Source organism: Gilliamella sp. Occ4-3 (assembly GCF_001690675.1).
Taxonomy (GTDB): Bacteria; Pseudomonadota; Gammaproteobacteria; order Enterobacterales; family Orbaceae; genus Gilliamella; species Gilliamella bombi.
Map to the genome: position 1 here is coordinate 1 of NZ_LZHR01000092.1, position 18765 is coordinate 18765.

Genomic DNA, 18765 nt, shown 5'->3' on the forward strand with positions numbered 1-18765 from the left:
AGCTGATTTTTTAAATCAGTGAGAGCATTGCTGTTTGTTAAAGCTCTAACTATTTTTTTGAAGAAATTTTTTGGCGAGGATGAGTTATAGCAAATTAAGCTTCTGAAGAATATTTTAACATATTGAAAGATTTTTATATTTGTCAGCTTATCCTCGCTTCGTTATCGGCGCATTCTAATGCCAATATTATGATAAAATAATCTTCCTTGAGTATTTCTTTTGTATAAATAATCAGTTTGATTGAGGAATTTATTTTGCTTACTTTTTGCACCATACTTATTTTTTCACTTGCTAGCTTCTAATTTATTATTTTATTAAAATAAAATGATAACTTCATAATTCATTATACTATTCAAACTAAACAATGTTAAAAAAATACTTTTTATTATTCACTTTGTTATTTTGTATCCCAATCTGTTGGGCTGATGGTTTAACAAAACAGCAGGCGGAAAATCTTGAACTTGCAGGGGTTAAGCTTGGAATAACCGAACTGGAACTGGTTGAATTACTCAAAAACAAATATCACCTTTCTGAAAATGACATAAAAATTAGTGAAATGAAAATGCGATTACCGCCATCAAAAATAGGCAAAAAATCGATAGTCGAAGGCACAATCAAAAGCTATGAAATAACTTTAAATGCCAACAATCAAGACGAAAAATTAACAATTAGACTTGAAGATGACTTAGAGCGTAACCCTACTAAATTAGTTGTGTTCAATGTTTATAAAAAAATGACATACACAGCAGAAATAGAGCAGAAAGTTTATAAAGAATTAACCCAAAAATATGGTAAAGAAGAATATAAAAACATAGTAGGGGATAAAATATGGAGCTATAAACCATACGCTTTACATCTATCCCGAGAAACTGACGGTAAGTTTTATGTCGCAATTTTGACCGAAAAATATCGCAAGCAAAAAACAGGATCGCAGTAAAAACGAAATAGTTGCATAAACGGTTAATTTGGCTAAAAAACACCAAAAACTTTAATAAAGCTAATACCTGCATTAACTAATTTTTACCTAAAAGTTTTTTGTTTTTGTGAATAAATAGGGATGGGTGTAGAGGTGTTAATGTTGGCTAAAACACGATTGAACAAGTGATTTTACTGTTCAATCGTGCTTTTACTATATCAAATTAACCAAAAAACTTTTTCACTTTGTCAAAGAAGCTTTTTTCTTTGGGACTGTGTTTAGAGTTTTTATCAGCTTTAAAGCTTTCACCTAACTCTTTTAGTAACTCTTTTTGTTTACTGGTTAAATTAACTGGTGTTTCAACTACAACATGGCAGTAAAGATCACCGACAGCATTACCACGCAACGATTTTATGCCTTTACCTCGTAGTCGGAACATTTTTCCTGTTTGTGTTTCAGCAGGAATTGTTAAGCTGACCTTGCCATTAAGTGTTGGCACTTCAACTTCGCCACCAAGTGATGCTAATACAATATTAATTGGAATTTCACAATGTAAGTTTGTACCGTCTCGTTCAAAAATAGCATGTGATTTAACTTGCACTTGTACGTATAAATCACCAGATGGCGCACCATTTAATCCAGCTTCACCTTCACCAGAAAGTCGGATACGATTTCCTGTATCAACACCAGCAGGAATAGTAACAGATAATGTTTTTGTTTTTTGTACTCGGCCTTCACCGTGACATTTTTTACATGGATTTTTAACTACTTTACCACGACCATGACAAGTTGGGCACTCTTGCTGCACAGCAAAAAAGCCTTGGCGCATTTGTACAACACCAGCACCATGACATGTGTTACACGTTACCACATCAGAAGGCTTTTCTGTTCCTTGTCCATGGCAAGTATCACAGCTTACCCATGTTGGGACTTTAATTTCTTTACTAACACCTGCAGCAGCTTCTTCTAATGTTAGTGTGATATTGTATTGTAAGTCATTGCCGCGAGATGCAGTTTGTCCACGACCTCGACCACCACCAAAGAAATCACTGAATATATCGTCAAAAGCTCCGCCGCCAAATCCACCAAAGCCTCCGAATCCTCCTGCACCGCCGCCTTGACCTTGTTCAAAAGCAGCATGGCCATATTGATCATAAGCCGCCTTTTTTTGCGGATCGGTTAGGACTTCGTAAGCTTCTTTAACTTCTTTGAATTTTTCTTCAGCTTCAGCTTTGTTATCCTGATTTTTATCAGGATGATATTTCATGGCTAGGCGTTTATAGGCTTTTTTTATCTCACTTTCACTGGCACTTTTACTAACGCCCAATGTTTCATAATAATCTTTCTTCGCCATAATTAACCTTTATTTTTATCTGTTTTCATAAACAACTAAACGGGCTTGAGTTACCTCTCGCCCGTTTAATGTATTACATGTTTAAAACTTGTTGGAATAACTCATTAAAAAACATAGTAACTAATGATTATTTTTTATTATCATCAACTTCTTTGAAGTCTGCATCAACAACATCATCTTGCGCAGTAGAGCTTCCGCTATTTGATTCCGCACCTTGAGCTGCTTGAGCTTGTTGTTGTGCTAATTCAAGCAATTTTTTAGAAGCTTCCATTAATGCAGTAATTTTCGCTTCAATTTCTGCTTTATCTTCGCCACGAGCGGCAACTTCTAAAGCACTTACAGCATCTTCAATTGCTTTTTTATCATCAGCTGATAACTGATCACCTGCTTCAGTCACTTGTTTACGTGTTGAATGAACTAGATGATCTGCTTGGTTACGAGTTTGAGCTAGTTCTTCAAATTTACGGTCTGCATCGGCATTTGCTTCTGCGTCGTTTACCATTTTTTGAATCTCTTCTTCACTTAATCCTGAAGAGGCTTTAATCGTAATTTTTTGTTCACGTCCAGTATTTTTGTCTTTAGCTGATACATGTAAAATACCGTCAGCATCAATATCAAAAGTAACTTCAATTTGTGGCATACCACGAGGTGCAGGTTGAATACCGTCTAGGTTGAATTGACCTAATGATTTGTTATCACCCGCACGTTTACGTTCGCCTTGTAATACATGAATGGTTACTGCTGATTGATTATCTTCAGCTGTTGAGAACACTTGACTATGTTTTGTTGGAATAGTTGTGTTCTTTTCAATTAAAGTTGTCATTACACCACCCATAGTCTCAATACCTAAAGACAATGGAGTTACATCAAGTAATAAAACATCTTTAACATCACCACCAAGTACACCACCTTGAACAGCCGCACCAACAGCAACCGCTTCGTCAGGGTTTACATCTTTACGTGGCTCTTTACCAAAGAAGTCAGCAACCGCTTTTTGAACCATTGGCATACGAGTTTGCCCACCAACAAGAATAACGTCTTTAATGTCAGAAACAGAAAGACCTGCATCTTGTAATGCAGTTTTTACAGGATCCATTGAACGTTTAACTAAATCTTCTACTAATGATTCTAATTTAGCGCGAGTCACTTTAATATTTAAATGTTTTGGACCACTTGCATCAGCAGTGATATAAGGTAAATTAATATCAGTTTGTTGCGCTGATGATAATTCAATTTTCGCTTTTTCTGCCGCTTCTTTTAATCGTTGCATTGCTAGCGGATCATTTTTTAGATCGAAGTTTTGTTCACGTTTAAATTCGTCAACTAAATAATTGATTAAGCGTGAGTCAAAATCTTCACCACCTAAGTGAGTATCACCATTTGTTGCTAATACTTCAAAGGTTTTTTCGCCATCAACATCGTCAATTTCGATAATAGATATATCAAATGTACCACCACCAAGGTCATAAACCGCAATAGTTCGGTTACCTACATCTTTATCTAAACCATAAGCAAGCGCTGCGGCTGTTGGTTCGTTGATGATACGTTTTACATCAAGTCCTGCAATACGACCAGCATCTTTAGTTGCTTGACGTTGTGCATCGTTAAAATAAGCAGGAACAGTAATAACCGCTTCAGTTACTGCTTCACCAAGATAATCTTCTGCTGTTTTTTTCATTTTTTTCAATACTTCAGCAGAAATTTGTGGCGGTGCAATTTTTTGACCTTTAACATCAACCCATGCGTCGCCATTGTCAGCTTTTACGATCTTATATGGCATGATGCTAACGTCACGTTGTACTTCGGCATCTTCAAAACGACGACCAATTAAACGTTTAATTGCAAATAGTGTATTTTGTGGATTGGTTACTGCTTGACGTTTTGCTGGTTGACCAACTAAGATTTCTCCATCTTGTGTATAAGCAATAATAGAAGGGGTTGTACGATCGCCTTCAGCGTTTTCTAATACTTTTGCTTGACCATTGTCCATTACAGCAACACATGAATTTGTTGTACCTAAATCAATACCAATAATTTTACCCATAATCTTTTCTCCTCAAAACCTGTATTTTATTTCTTGTATATAAGTCTTAAATTTTAATTTTCAAGCCCTTACTTCACAAAGAAATGTTTTTTGTTTTCACATAAATGGGAACGTTATTATTAATATCAAGGGGGTACAAAAAAATTATTTTTCTAAAACCTTGATTATGGCGTTTTCTACACTTATTATTGCCGCTCTTTAATCATCTTACTTAATTTATAGGATCCTTATGGAACAAACAAAACTTGCAAATCCTGGCCCTCTTGGCTTAATGGGATTTGGTATGACAACAATTTTATTGAATATTCATAATGCTGGATTTTTTCCTGCTATGACAGTAATTGTCTCAATGGGTATTTTTTATGGCGGCCTTGCGCAAGTCATTGCTGGTATTTTAGAATTTCGAAAAGGTAATACGTTTGGTACAACGGCATTTACTTCTTATGGTTTCTTTTGGATTGCGTTAGTGGGTATTTGGTATTTACCAACTTCACCAGCGACAGCGCCATCTGATGCCACTTTTGTTGGTATTTTCCTTGCGTTATGGGGAATTTTTACTGGCTTTATGTTTATTGGTACATTAAAAGGCAACCGCGCATTACAATTTGTTTTTGCTAGTTTAACCGTTTTATTTGCTTTATTAGCTATTGGTAATATTTCAGGTAACCATGGCATTATTCATATTGCAGGTTTTGAAGGCATTATTTGTGGAGCAAGTGCTGTTTATCTAGCAATGGCAGAAGTGATTAATGAGCAATTTGGTCGTACGGTTTTACCGATTGGTGCACCTAAAGGCGCTGCGCATTAATAATTTAATTTGGTCTATCGTTAATAAAAAACGGGGAATATTCCCCGTTTTTTTATATCAAATAATTATCGCTAAAACCAATTATTTTTTATAAGCGTCGTTATGAACACCAACCGCCGCACGTCCAGATGGATCGTTTAAGTTCTTAAATGATTCATCCCATTCAATTGCTTTAGCAGTTGAACATGCAACAGTTGGACCACCTGGTACACAATGAGCCGCACTTTCAACTGGAAATAGTTCATTGAAAATTTCACGATACATATAAGCTTCTTTCGAAGTTGGCGTATTATATGGGAAGCGGAATTTTGCATTTTCTAATTGCTGATCAGTAATTTTACTTTCTGCAATTTCTTTTAATGTATCAATCCAACTATAACCAACACCATCAGAGAATTGTTCTTTTTGACGCCAAACAACAGATGCAGGTAAGTAAGACTCAAATGCTTCACGGACAATATGTTTTTCCATTTTGCCATTGCTACCACACATTTTATCTTTTGGATTAATGCGCATTGCGACATCTAAGAATTTTTTATCAAGGAATGGTACTCGAGCTTCAACGCCCCAAGCCGCCATTGCTTTATTCGCACGTGCACAATCATACATATGTAGTGCTGCTAATTTACGTACGGTTTCTTCATGGAACTCTTTAGCATTTGGCGCTTTGTGGAAATAGAGGTAACCGCCGAACACTTCATCAGCACCTTCACCAGAAAGTACCATTTTTATTCCCATTGCTTTGATTTTACGTGCCATTAAATACATTGGTGTTGAAGCACGGATTGTGGTGACATCATAAGTTTCAATGAAATAAATTACGTCACGAATAGCATCAATACCTTCTTGAATGGTAAAGTTAATTTCGTGGTGAACTGTACCTAGATGATCAGCAACCGCTTGTGCAGCTTTTAGATCTGGAGCACCTTTTAAACCTACAGCAAATGAGTGTAACTGTGGCCACCATGCTTCTGATTTTTCGTGATCTTCAACACGACGTGCAGAGAATTTTTTAGTGATCGCTGAAATGACGGAAGAATCAAGTCCACCTGACAATAAAACACCATATGGCACGTCAGACATTAAATGACTTTTTACAGACTCTTCTAATGCAACACGCAGTGCATTAATATCCGTCTTATTGTCTTTCACATTTTCGTAATCCATCCAGTCACGTTTGTAATACGTTTTGATTTCACCTTCGGTACTAGATAGATAGCATCCTGGAGGGAAAGCTTCAATTGTTTTACAAACAGGCACTAATGCTTTCATTTCAGAGGCAACATAAAATGTGCCATTTTCATCATGACCTGTATACATTGGAATAATACCAATATGGTCACGGCCAATAAAATAGCTGCCTTTATTGATATCATAAAGGATAAAAGCAAACATACCTTGTAATTCATCAAGGCAATCAATACCTTTTTCTTGATATAAAGCAAGAATCACTTCACAGTCAGAACCTGTTTGAAACTCATAACGATCTTTGTACTGATTTCGGAGTTCTTGATGATTATAAATTTCGCCATTTACCGCTAAAACTAGGGTTTTATCTTTATTATAAAGAGGCTGAGATCCTGTATTAACATCTACAATTGATAAACGTTCATGAGCAAGAATTGCTTTATCAGACGCAAAGATACCAGACCAATCAGGACCACGATGACGCTGTAGACATGATAGCTCTAATGCTTTTGTTCGTAGTTGTTCTGGATCTGATTTAATATCAAGAATACCTAAAATCGAACACATTGATTTTCTCCATTTCAAATCGCATAAGCGATACTGTTACAAGTAAAAACTAACTAGATAAATTTTTTTATTTTGTTAAACATAAAACAAATATTTAAACAAACAGAATACACATTATTTATACACAATTAAAGCATAATGTGATTATACTTTTCTTACTACTGAAAAAAGTAGCAATTATTTTTTTAACCATTGACCTTGTCGCTTTATATATTGACCTGCTGGGGTCTTTTCTTGCGCTTTACTACCAGCCTTTTTTTCTACTTCACTTAAAGAGACATTACTTTCAGCTGATACTTTTTGGTATTGTTCTTTACGAGCCTGATTAATTAATTGTGCAATTTCAGAAGCGTTACCTTCGTTTTTCACTACACCTAAATAACCATCAGCCTGTTCACCAACTATCCCTTGTGCTTTGGCTTGGCTTAATGAATCTATTGCTTGATCTAAATTTAATGCAAACGCAGAAAAAGATAACACAACTGAAAATAATACCAAGGTTGCTTTCTTACAGATATTCATAACAAACTCCTTAATAAATACATCATATTTTATTTATTTGAATGTGAGTATAGATTTTTATTAATACTTATAATCAAAAAGACAGATAAAAACAAAATTTATTAATTAATATAATCCAGATTTATTGATTATATTATCTAAAGCTTTATCAACCTTAATATTAATTTCATGGTCTATCTTAACATTTAAATTGATATTAATTGGTTCACTCGGTGCTTGAACTTTAACTGTTGGTGAACATCCCGTTAATACACCTGCTAATATTATAATTGCAATAACATTTCGTACCATAAAATAACCTCTTATTTTGAAGATTTATTTTTTAAATAAGCTTCAATACGTTTACGGATTGGCTCACTAATTTGATCGGATAACTGTAAACTCATGAGCAATTTAGTCATATTTTCTTCTAGGTTGATATTTAAATTAACCGCTTTGCCATTTTCGACATCCAAATTACTGCCTTGAATATTCAATTTTAATTTGGCAATGTCATTAGCGTAATCAACTGCGCCTTGTAACTTAGTATAATGAAAATTTTTAATAATATCAGTGAGTATTTTCATATTGGGGTTATTTTGCCCATAGCTTTTGAGAGCAGAATTTTCAAATTGTAAATAACCCTCGTTGATCGTAACTAACTTGCCATTTTTAATGACAAATTTTAAAGCTGTTTCACCCTTTTTCTTTATCTCTGATAACGTAATAGGTAAAATACCATCAATTACACCATCACCAGCAAGCCCTTCAGAAGGATATTGCTTAAAAATATCTTTTAGTTGTATCTGTTTTAACCTTAAATTAAATTGTTGGGGTAATTTAGCTAAATTCAATTTATTTTCTTCAATAAAAACCAAACCAGAGAAGATATTAGCTTGAGCTTTTTTCCATGTAACCGTTCCTTTGTTTGGTGCTTTAAACGAGGCTAAATAGCTTCCAACTAATTTAATCTTTTCAAAAGCGATCCCCATATTTACTTCTTGAATATTTAATACTGGTGTTGAAATAGTAAATTGGTTATCTTTAATAATAATATTGATATCGCCTGTAACCGATTTAATTTCACTAGTTTTATAAATACCATTGAGTTTATTAATGGTTAATGTTGCTATAGCAGATAGTTGGTTACTATCAAATGGAATGTTTGATTTAAGTTGAATATTGAAATCCCCGTTGGAAGAACCAAGGATTAAATCATCAGAAAGATTTGCTTTTTCTAAACTAATTGATGCTTTATCCGAAGTTATTAATTCCAATTGATGACTAGATAGCCAACCAGTAAACGGTAAGACTAAATTACTATTTTGTAAACCAAATTGATTTAGGGATGTTTTAAAAAGGCCGTTTTGTATATCAATCCGCAAAGCCTGTTGATTAAACAACAAAGTGGCAGACAATTGTGTTATTTCTTGGGTATTGGTTGATAAATTAAGTTGTATTGCTTCTTGCTGTTTACTTATATCAACTTTTAAATCTAATCTCGCTTTATTTTGTTCATAAAGTCGCAGTGTATCTATATGAATCGTTTTAGGTAACCAATAAATAATAGTTGAAATCAAAGAGAGATCGGGATCAGATTGATTAAGCGTTTCAGTCGTTGTATCAACCGTATTTTCAATAGTTTCTAAAGCTATTTCAGATTCATTGGGTTGCCAATAAATATCTAAATTATTTGCAGTTAACTGCGATAATGAAATTGATAAATTTTTAGCAGTTATAGAAACTTGAGATGGTTTACTGACAGTAAGTTCGTCAAAAGTAAGACCTTTAAAGCCAACGCTAGCACCATGCCAATCGACAATAATCCCATTTTTCTGCTTGAAAGTCTGCCAATAATGCCACCCAAACAAGCAAAACAATATGAGGAAAAATAAAATACTGAGTACGATCCAATAGCGTTTTTTTAAGCGAACCATAGAAGTTCTCACTTTGACAAAAAGGGTTGCAGGGATTTCCCTGCAATAAATATATTAATTTTGAGATTGCTCACGTTGATTAATATATGCCAAAGCCTTATCAATTCTAGCAAGCGCTCGTTTTTTGCCTACCGCAAAAACAGTTGCATCAACCGATGGCGATTGCCCGATACCTGTTACAGCAACGCGTAATGGCATGCCAACTTTACCCATACCAACATTAAGCTCAGTTGCAGTTGCTTCAATCGCATGATGAATTTTATCAATTTGCCAATCAAAGTCAGCAATAGCTTCAATTTTTGCTTTAATTGTTTCTAATGGCTCTTTGGCGACTGGGCGTAAATGTTTTTTAGCCGCATCGGCATCATAATCTTCAAAATCTCGATAGCAATAAGCACATGATTCAGCCATCTCTTTAAGCGTTTTACAACGTTCACCAAATAACTTAACAATAGTGATAAGATCAGGACCTTTTGATAAATCATATCCTTGTTGGTTCATATGCCAAATTAAATGTTGAGCAACATAATCCGCATCAAGATGGTTGATATAATGGTGATTTAACCAAAGTAATTTTTCAGTATTAAAGGCACTGGCTGATTTACTAACCGCATCTAATGAAAAATAACTAATCATTTCTGGAACAGAAAATATCTCTTGATCACCGTGTGACCAACCAAGACGCACTAAATAGTTAAGTAATGCTTCGGGCAAATAACCATCATCACGATATTGCATGACACTAACCGCTCCGTGACGTTTAGATAATTTTTGTCCATCATCCCCTAAAATCATTGATACATGACCATATTTAGGAATTGGCGCTCCTAATGCTTCTAGGATATTGATCTGGCGTGGTGTGTTGTTGATGTGATCTTCACCACGAATAACATGGGTAATTTCCATATCCCAATCATCAACAACGACACAGAAATTATAAGTTGGTGAACCATCAGTGCGGCGAATAATAAGATCATCAAGCTCTTTATTAGCAATCTCAATTGGACCACGGATTAAATCATTAAAAATAACAGTACCATCAGTAGGGTTAGCAAAACGAACAACATGTGGCTCATCATGAGTATGCTCTTGTTGTACTGAAGCACAACGGCAATGCCCATCGTAACGCGCTTTTTCACCTTTTGCCATCTGCTCTTCACGCAATTTTTCAAGGCGCTCTTTAGAACAGTAGCAACGATAAGCTGTACCTTTGGCTAACATTTCATCGATGACTTGATTATAACGATCAAAGCGTTTAGTCTGATAATAAGGACCTTCGTCCCATGATAATTTTAACCAATTCATACCTTCCATTATTGCTTCAATCGCTTCAGGCGTTGAGCGCTCAAGATCGGTATCTTCAATGCGTAATACAAATGCACCTTTTGCATGGCGAGTATAGAGCCAAGAATAAAGTGCTGTACGAGCACCACCTACATGTAAATAGCCTGTTGGGCTAGGTGCAAAACGGGTTTTGATTTTCATGAAATAATCCTAATAATAACGAAAATAGAGCTTTAACAACAACACGAATACCAGCACCATTTCCTTTAATTCTGCCATATATCAACAAGCAGAATAATATGTTTGTATCGATTCAATTTAGTTGCTTATTCTAACACGCCGAAAGGTTTCGGCAATAGTTCCATTATAGTTAACAGGTTAATTTAACTTGTTAAAAAGTTTCAGGAAAGTATACGTTTAAGTATAATATCAGCCTTAACTAGACAGATAAGGCTGAATTATTTAGTACGAATTTAGTATGATTAATGTGCTTCATCCCAATTATCACCCACACCTACATCCACTTTTAATGGTATAGATAGTTGGTAACAATTTTCCATGATCGATTTTATTTGGGCTTTATATTGCTCAACTAATTCTTCTTTTACTTCAAATACTAACTCATCGTGTACTTGCATAACCATTCTAATATTACCTACAGGCAAGCTTTTTATCCATTCGCTTACCTTAATCATTGCTGTTTTAATAATATCAGCCGCTGTACCTTGCATTGGAGCATTAATGGCAGCACGCTCAGCACCGCGTCGTTCAATACCACTTCCTGATTTAATTTTCGGAAGATATAAACGTCGACCAGATAGGGTTTCAATATAACCTTGTTCAGCAGCTTGTTGGCGAATTTGGTCCATATACGCTTGAACACCTGGGTAGCGCTCAAAATAACGATCGATATAAAACTGGGCTTCTTTACGTGCAATATTAATTTGTTTAGATAAACCAAAGGCGCTCATACCATAAATTAATCCGAAGTTAACCGCCTTTGCACGCCTTCGCTCTTCAGAAGTCACTTCAGATTCAGTTTTACCTAAAATTTCACTAGCCGTAACACGGTGAATGTCTTTGTCATGAGAAAAAGCATAAAGTAAACTTTTATCTTGTGATAGATGCGCCATGATACGTAATTCAATTTGCGAATAATCGGCAGAAATAATCTTATAACCTTTTGGCGCAATAAATGCCTGTCTAATTCGTCGGCCTTCTTGATTACGCACTGGAATATGTTGTAAATTTGGCTCATTTGACGACAATCGCCCAGTTACAGTACCGATTTGATTATAATTGGTATGAATACGATGATCGATAGGACTAACCATCAATGGCAATTTATCGGTATAAGTATTTTTTAACTTAGCTAAACTACGATAAAGCAAGATCATGCGTGGTAATTCGTATTGATTAGCTAGCTCACTCAAAACATCTTCACTGGTTGATGGCTCGCCCTTTGGTGTCTTTTTGAGAACTGGTAATTGATGTTTATCAAATAAAAGAGCTTGAATCTGTTTAGGTGATGCTGGATTAAATTTTTCACCTGCCAACAATTGTAACGTTTCTTGAATTTCGTTTAATTTCTTTCTCAATTCACTAGAATGTTTATTTAATAACTTAACATCAATCAAAACACCTGTTCGTTCCATTTCTGCTATCAAAGTGGTAAGTGGCATTTCAATATCAGTGAATAAAGCTTTTAATTTTTCATCTTTTTCAAGATCTGGCCATAATTTATTATGCAATTGTAAGGTAACATCGGCATCTTCGGCAGCATATTGTGTGGTTTTTTCCACATCAATGTTATCAATAGTAACCTGAATTTTATCAAATTTAGTTAATTCATCATAAGTAATGGTTTTATGATCCAAATAGCGATTGGCCAAACTATCCATATCATGACGGTCATTACTATTTAATACATAAGATTCAATCATAGTATCAAACGCAATTCCTTGTATGGTTATGCCATAATTTGCTAGCACGCTGTAATCAAATTTTGCATTTTGGGCAATTTTTTTGATTTCTGGATTTTCAAATATTGGTTTTAATTTAGCTAATACATCATCTAGTGGTAATTGCTTAGGAACACCTAAATACTGATGAGAAAGTGGAATATAAGCCGCTTGATGAGGTTCAACACTTAATGATATACCAACTAATTTAGCATGCACGTGATCAACATTATCTGTTTCAGTATCAAAAGCAAATAGTCCACTATTCGTTAATTTTGTGATCCATTCATCTAATTGCTTTTCAGTTAATATACACTGGTAATCAGTCTCTCTTTTTTGTGCTGTTGTTTGTTCTTCTTGAATGAAGTAATTATCATCACCTTCTATAACTTGATTTTTCTGCTGATTTAAAAAAGTACCAGCCATTAATTCTTTTTGCCAACGATGAAAACCATAATAATTAAATAACTCAACTAGAGCCTTAACATCAATATCACCTACCAATAATTGTTCATTGGAAAAATCTAACTTAACATCAGTTTTGATTGTTGCAAGTAAATAAGAAAGATCGGCATCATTTTGATTATCAATCAATTTCTGTTTTAAAGATTTAGCACCTCGGATCTTCAATTTTTCAATATCGTCTAACCGATTATAAATATCCTCGACACCATCAAATTCAGATAACAAACTTTGTGCTGTCTTTTCACCTATACCTGGTACGCCAGGAATATTATCAGACGAATCGCCTCTTAAAGCTAAATAATCAATAATTTTTTCTGGCGGAACACCAAATTTTTTTATTACCCCTTGTGGATCTAATTGGGTATTATTCATCGTATTAATCAATGTAATTCTATCGCTCACTAGCTGCGCCATATCTTTATCGCCAGTACTGATTAATACTTCTAGATTCTCCCTCTCAGCCTGTCTTGCTAATGTACCAATTACATCATCGGCTTCAACACCCTCAATACAAAGTAATGGTAATCCCATAGCTTTCAAAATAGTATGAATAGGTTCAATTTGCGGACGAAGATTTTCAGGCATTTCATCTCGCGTGGCTTTATATTCATTATAAAGCTCATTGCGAAATGATCCTCCTTTTGCATCAAAGACCACAGCAATATGTGTAGGATTGTACTGATTAATTAAACTACGAACCATATTAACCACACCAAAAATAGCGCCTGTAGGCTCACCTTTAGCATTGGTTAATGGTGGACAAGCAAAAAAAGCACGATAAAGATAAGATGATCCATCAATTAAAATAATCGGTGTATTATTTGGCATTATGGTTACCTAAACATTATTTAATTTAATGGCTGATAGTATAACACCTAATTGGCAATAATATTCTTACCAAGTCAACAATATAATGTAAAAAAGTTTCAGGTAACACTATGTTTCAGTATAAAATCATGTGTAAACAACTGTATATTGCGCAATGAGTGTTATATAATAACGCATTCATTTTCGCTTGAGTATGTAATAAATGACACAATTAAGCCTTGCCGCGCAAAAAGTCAAAGAAGCCCTCGCAGATAAAAATCTTGAAACACCATTATGCCGTCTAGTTATAGATAATAATGAGCGTAAAGCAAAAATCGAGTCGCATTTTCGTGAAATTATGAAGCTAATGGAACTTGATCTATCTGATGATAGCCTTGCACAAACTCCTCACCGCGTGTCGAAAATGTATGTTGATGAGATTTTTTCTGGTCTTTATTACGAAAATTTTCCAAAAATTACGTTAATCGAAAATAAAATGCAAGTTGATGAAATGATAACGGTTCGCGATATTACGCTAACTAGTGTCTGTGAACACCATTTTGTCACAATAGACGGTAAAGCAACGGTTTCTTATATTCCCAAAGATAAAGTCATTGGTTTATCGAAAATTAATCGAATTGTAACTTTTTTTTCCCAACGCCCTCAAGTACAAGAAAGATTAACACAACAAATTTTAGTGGCACTACAAACACTACTAGGTACAGTTAATGTGGCGGTTTCTATTGATGCAACCCATTATTGCGTTAAAGCCCGAGGTATTAAAGACTCCAATAGTATTACAACAACAACTGCGCTCGGAGGCGGGTTTAAAACAAACCCAAGCACAAGGCAAGAATTTTTGCGAGCACTAAACCATTATTAATTTTATAAATGAGTATGTTTGAATCACAACAGTTTAAAGTATGACCGAGTCACTTAGCATTTTATCTCAAACAGTGAAAATGCTTGAAGAAAAGCGACAAAATCTAACTTTATATTGCGTGCATCTTCAAGAAAGATTGGTATAATTCTTGGTTACTTAATATAAATAACATTGTTTTCATGAAGATTATCCGTGGTATAACTAATCTAAAAAATCAGTTTTCTCAATGTGTTCTAACCTTGGGAAATTTTGATGGCGTGCATTTAGGACATCAACAATTAATTAACCATATTATTAAACAAGGTAAAAAACGCAATCTTCCCACAGTTGTGATGTTGTTTGAGCCGCAACCACTAGAGTTTTTTGCCCAAGATAATGCGCCGTCACGTTTAACTTCATTTCATGAAAAAGTTATTTTTATTGAAAAATTAGGTATCGACTATATTATTGCTATTCCATTTACCCAAACTTTTGCCAATATGTCTGCCGATCATTTTATTCAAGATTGGTTGATCAATAAGCTACAAGCTAAATACATTACAATTGGTGATGATTTTCGGTTCGGATTTGAACGTAAAGGGGATATCAACCTTCTACAACAATATTCGCGAAATCATGATTTTGTAGTAGAAAGCATACCAACATTTGTTTGGAATAACTTTCGTATAAGTAGTACAGCTGTTCGCCAAGCACTTTTGAATAGTGATTTTGAATTGGCTCATTGCCTATTAGGTCGTGATTATACAATTCAAGGTCGCGTAGTCCATGGCAATGCTTTAGCAAGGGAATTGGGATTTCCAACAGCAAATATTCACTTACTTCGAAAAAAGCCTGCATTACAAGGAGTCTATTTAGTTAAAGTCAAAAATATCTGCAATAATCAGAATTATCACGGTATCGCCAATATTGGGATAAGACCAACTATTAATGGAAAAACCGCAATACTTGAAGTAAATCTTTTTGACTTTTCGGGTAATATATATGGACAATATTTAGACATAACGTTCATCAAAAAATTACGCGATGAGAAAAAATTTGACTCATTAGCAGAATTAAAACAACAAATTACACAAGATATTTGCACTGCGAAAAAGATCAGTGCAAAATTAACCAATAAAAAGTAGTATCAACACATTTAACTGGAATAAATCAGCATGACAGACTATAAAAATACATTGAATCTACCGGAAACTGGATTCCCAATGCGAGGAGATCTTGCTAAACGCGAACCAGCAATGTTACAAAATTGGTACGATAAAGAACTTTATCGCAAAATTCGCTCGGCCAAAAAAGGTAAAAAAAACTTTATTCTGCATGATGGCCCTCCTTATGCAAACGGAAAACTACATATTGGCCACGCCGTTAATAAAATCCTTAAAGATATTATTATCAAATCAAAAGGGTTAAGCGGTTATAATTCCCCTTATATTCCAGGATGGGATTGTCATGGCTTACCGATTGAACAAAAAGTTGAAGAGCAAGTAGGAAAACCAGGTGTAAAAGTAACACCTGCTGAGTTTCGTCAAATTTGCCGCGATTATGCCGCTTCACAAGTTGAACTACAAAAAGCTGATTTTATCCGTATGGGCGTACTAGGTGATTGGCAAAACCCTTACCGTACAATGGACTACAATACCGAAGCGAATATTATCCGTGCGTTAGGTAGAGTGATAAAAAACGGTCATTTAGTTAAAGGCGCTAAACCTGTTTATTGGTGTACTGATTGTATGTCATCTTTAGCCGAAGCAGAAGTTGAATATTATGATAAATCATCGCCAGCAATTGATGTGAAATTTAAAGCTGTTGATAATCAAGCCGTAGCAAATAAATTTGGTATCAATACTGATTTAACCATTTATGCTGTTATCTGGACAACCACGCCTTGGACATTACCAGCTAGCCGAGGGATAGCTTTAAATGCTGATTTTGAATATCAACTTGTTCAAATTAATGATAAAGAGTGCTTAATTTTAGCAACTGATTTAGTTGAGTCTGTGATGCAACGTGCCAATATCGACCAATGGAAAGTATTAGGTAGCTGCCAAGGTAATGCTCTTGAGTTGCTACGTTTTAAACACCCATTCCTTGATTTTGATGAACCAGTTGTACTTGGCGAACACGTTACAATTGATGCAGGTACAGGGGCTGTGCATACCGCTCCCGGACATGGTACAGAAGACTTTATGGTCGGTCAAAAATATGGTCTTGAAGTGGCAAATCCAGTTGGTGGTAATGGTTGTTACTTGCCAGGAACGGGCGCTGGTCTCGATGGATTATTTGTCTTTAAAGCGAATAAAATTGTCGTTGAAATATTAAAAGAACATAACGCACTATTACACTTTGAAAATATTGAACATAGCTATCCATGTTGTTGGCGCCATAAAACACCTGTTATTTATCGTGCAACACCACAATGGTTTATTAGCATGGATAAACAAGGTCTGCGAACCCAATCATTAAAAGAAATTAAGCAAGTTCGTTGGATCCCTGATTGGGGACAAGCACGCATTGAAACCATGGTTGCTAATCGCCCTGATTGGTGCATTTCTCGCCAACGCACATGGGGTGTACCTATGACGTTGTTTGTTCACAAAGAGACCGAAGAACTTCATCCTGATACACTAGCATTAGTTGAAAAAGTTGCACAGCTAGTTGAAAAAGATGGCATTCAAGCTTGGTGGGATGCTGATATTAAAGATCTTTTAGGTCCTGATGCTGATGATTATCGTAAAGTACCTGATACGTTAGATGTTTGGTTTGACTCAGGATCAACATTCTCTTCTGTTGTGCGTGCACGCCCTGAATTTGAAGGATATGATGCAGAACTTTATTTAGAAGGTTCAGATCAACATCGTGGTTGGTTTATGTCTTCATTAATGTTATCAACAGCAATTGATAATAAAGCCCCTTATAAACAAGTATTAACACATGGTTTTGTAGTTGACGGTCAAGGCCGTAAAATGTCTAAGTCACTAGGTAATATTGTGACACCACAAGAAGTGATGAACAAACTTGGGGCTGATATTTTACGCCTATGGATTGCATCGACCGATTATTCAGGCGAAATGAGTTATTCGGAAGAAATTATCAAACGAGCTGCCGATAGTTATCGCCGTATTCGTAATACCGCACGTTTTTTACTGGCGAATTTAAATGGATTTGATCCAGCTAAAGATATGGTAAAACCAGAAGATATGGTTGTACTTGATCGCTGGGCGGTTAGTATGGCAAAAGAAGCACAAGAACAAATTATTCAGGCTTATGAAAATTATGATTTCCATAAAGTCGTACAACGTATTATGCAATTTTGCTCAATCGAAATGGGATCATTCTATTTAGATATTATTAAAGATCGCCAATACACAGCAAAAAGTGATAGTATTGCCCGTCACAGTTGCCAAACTGCTTTATATCATATTGCGCAAGCAATGGTTCGTTGGATTGCACCTATTTTATCATTCACTGCTGATGAAATTTGGCAATATCTGCCAATGGCTGATAAACAAGAATTTGTTTTTGAAGATGAGTGGTATACAGCACTATTTACATTGCCAGAAAGCGAAGCATTAAATAGCGAATATTGGGCTCAGATTTTAGCCATTCGTAGCGAAGTGAATAAAGTGCTTGAACAAGGTCGTAATGATAAAGTGATTGGTGGTGCGCTTGAAGCTGCTGTTACGCTTTATGCTGATAAAGATATTGCAGCAACATTAGCTAAATTAGAAAACGAATTACGCTTTGTATTACTAACATCACAAGCTAGCGTAAAACTATTACAAGAAGCACCAGAAAATGCAGTACAAAGCGATATTCAAGGACTAAAAATTGAACTCGCTAAAGCACAAGGTGATAAATGCCCTCGTTGCTGGCACTATACCGTCGATAATGAGCCAACATCACATTTATGTAAGCGTTGTGAAGAAAACATTCACGGCAAAGGCGAGGTAAGGCATTTCGCATAGCAATCTATTTAGTAAATTAAATGGAGCTATGCCAATCCCTTAAGCAATCTAGTACCTTTTCCGTCGACGATTGTCGGCGGAAACATAA

The 18765-nt window shown here is 35.2% G+C and carries 13 protein-coding genes; 5 read left to right on the plus strand and 8 right to left on the minus strand.

Going from position 1 to position 18765, the window contains the following annotated elements:
• Positions 1–364: 364 nt before the first annotated feature.
• Entirely contained in the window at positions 365–937 is a 573-nt protein-coding gene (locus tag A9G44_RS09295; RefSeq protein ID WP_065610619.1) for a hypothetical protein, read from the plus strand.
• A gap of 202 nt (positions 938–1139) precedes the next feature.
• On the opposite strand, the gene dnaJ is transcribed toward A9G44_RS09295, so the two are convergent.
• Positions 1140–2270, minus strand: a complete 1131-nt coding sequence (gene dnaJ, locus A9G44_RS09300; RefSeq protein ID WP_065610621.1) for a molecular chaperone DnaJ — start codon at positions 2268–2270, stop codon at positions 1140–1142.
• 127 nt (positions 2271–2397) lie between these two features.
• Entirely contained in the window at positions 2398–4314 is a 1917-nt protein-coding gene (gene dnaK / locus A9G44_RS09305; protein WP_065610623.1) for a molecular chaperone DnaK, read from the minus strand.
• Between the two features lie 229 nt (positions 4315–4543).
• Here dnaK and satP point away from each other — a divergent pair, with 229 nt between their 5' ends.
• On the plus strand, positions 4544–5122 hold the full coding sequence (gene satP, locus A9G44_RS09310) for an acetate uptake transporter (protein WP_034911261.1): 579 nt from the start codon (positions 4544–4546) through the stop codon (positions 5120–5122).
• An 81-nt stretch (positions 5123–5203) separates the two neighbouring features.
• Here the strand turns inward: satP and asnB are convergent, their stop codons facing one another.
• The 6 genes from asnB to polA all read right to left on the minus strand — a co-directional run bounded on the left by asnB (position 5204) and on the right by polA (position 13853).
• Positions 5204–6877, minus strand: coding sequence for an asparagine synthase B (asnB, locus tag A9G44_RS09315; RefSeq protein ID WP_034911264.1), 1674 nt, complete (start codon positions 6875–6877; stop codon positions 5204–5206).
• A 177-nt stretch (positions 6878–7054) separates the two neighbouring features.
• The gene (locus A9G44_RS09320; RefSeq protein ID WP_034911266.1) at positions 7055–7399 is read right to left on the minus strand and encodes a YdbL family protein; all 345 of its coding nucleotides are present in this window, start codon (positions 7397–7399) and stop codon (positions 7055–7057) included.
• 105 nt (positions 7400–7504) lie between these two features.
• Positions 7505–7690 (minus strand): YnbE family lipoprotein, encoded by a 186-nt coding sequence (locus A9G44_RS09325; RefSeq protein WP_034911268.1) that lies wholly within the window; start codon positions 7688–7690, stop codon positions 7505–7507.
• A gap of 11 nt (positions 7691–7701) precedes the next feature.
• On the minus strand, positions 7702–9249 hold the full coding sequence (locus tag A9G44_RS09330; protein ID WP_179854836.1) for an intermembrane phospholipid transport protein YdbH family protein: 1548 nt from the start codon (positions 9247–9249) through the stop codon (positions 7702–7704).
• 120 nt (positions 9250–9369) lie between these two features.
• Positions 9370–10800: a glutamate--tRNA ligase gene (gltX, locus tag A9G44_RS09335; protein ID WP_065610627.1), complete on the minus strand. Its 1431-nt coding sequence runs from the start codon at positions 10798–10800 to the stop codon at positions 9370–9372.
• A 281-nt stretch (positions 10801–11081) separates the two neighbouring features.
• On the minus strand, positions 11082–13853 hold the full coding sequence (polA, locus tag A9G44_RS09340; protein ID WP_065610629.1) for a DNA polymerase I: 2772 nt from the start codon (positions 13851–13853) through the stop codon (positions 11082–11084).
• 202 nt (positions 13854–14055) lie between these two features.
• Here polA and folE point away from each other — a divergent pair, with 202 nt between their 5' ends.
• The 3 genes from folE (at position 14056) to ileS (ending at position 18677) form a co-directional block, all read left to right on the plus strand.
• Entirely contained in the window at positions 14056–14715 is a 660-nt protein-coding gene (folE, locus tag A9G44_RS09345) for a GTP cyclohydrolase I FolE (RefSeq protein WP_065610631.1), read from the plus strand.
• Between the two features lie 179 nt (positions 14716–14894).
• The gene (gene ribF, locus A9G44_RS09350; RefSeq protein ID WP_065610633.1) at positions 14895–15839 is read left to right on the plus strand and encodes a bifunctional riboflavin kinase/FAD synthetase; all 945 of its coding nucleotides are present in this window, start codon (positions 14895–14897) and stop codon (positions 15837–15839) included.
• Positions 15840–15869: 30 nt separating this feature from the next.
• Entirely contained in the window at positions 15870–18677 is a 2808-nt protein-coding gene (gene ileS, locus A9G44_RS09355) for an isoleucine--tRNA ligase (RefSeq protein ID WP_065610634.1), read from the plus strand.
• The last annotated feature ends 88 nt before the right edge of the window (positions 18678–18765 follow it).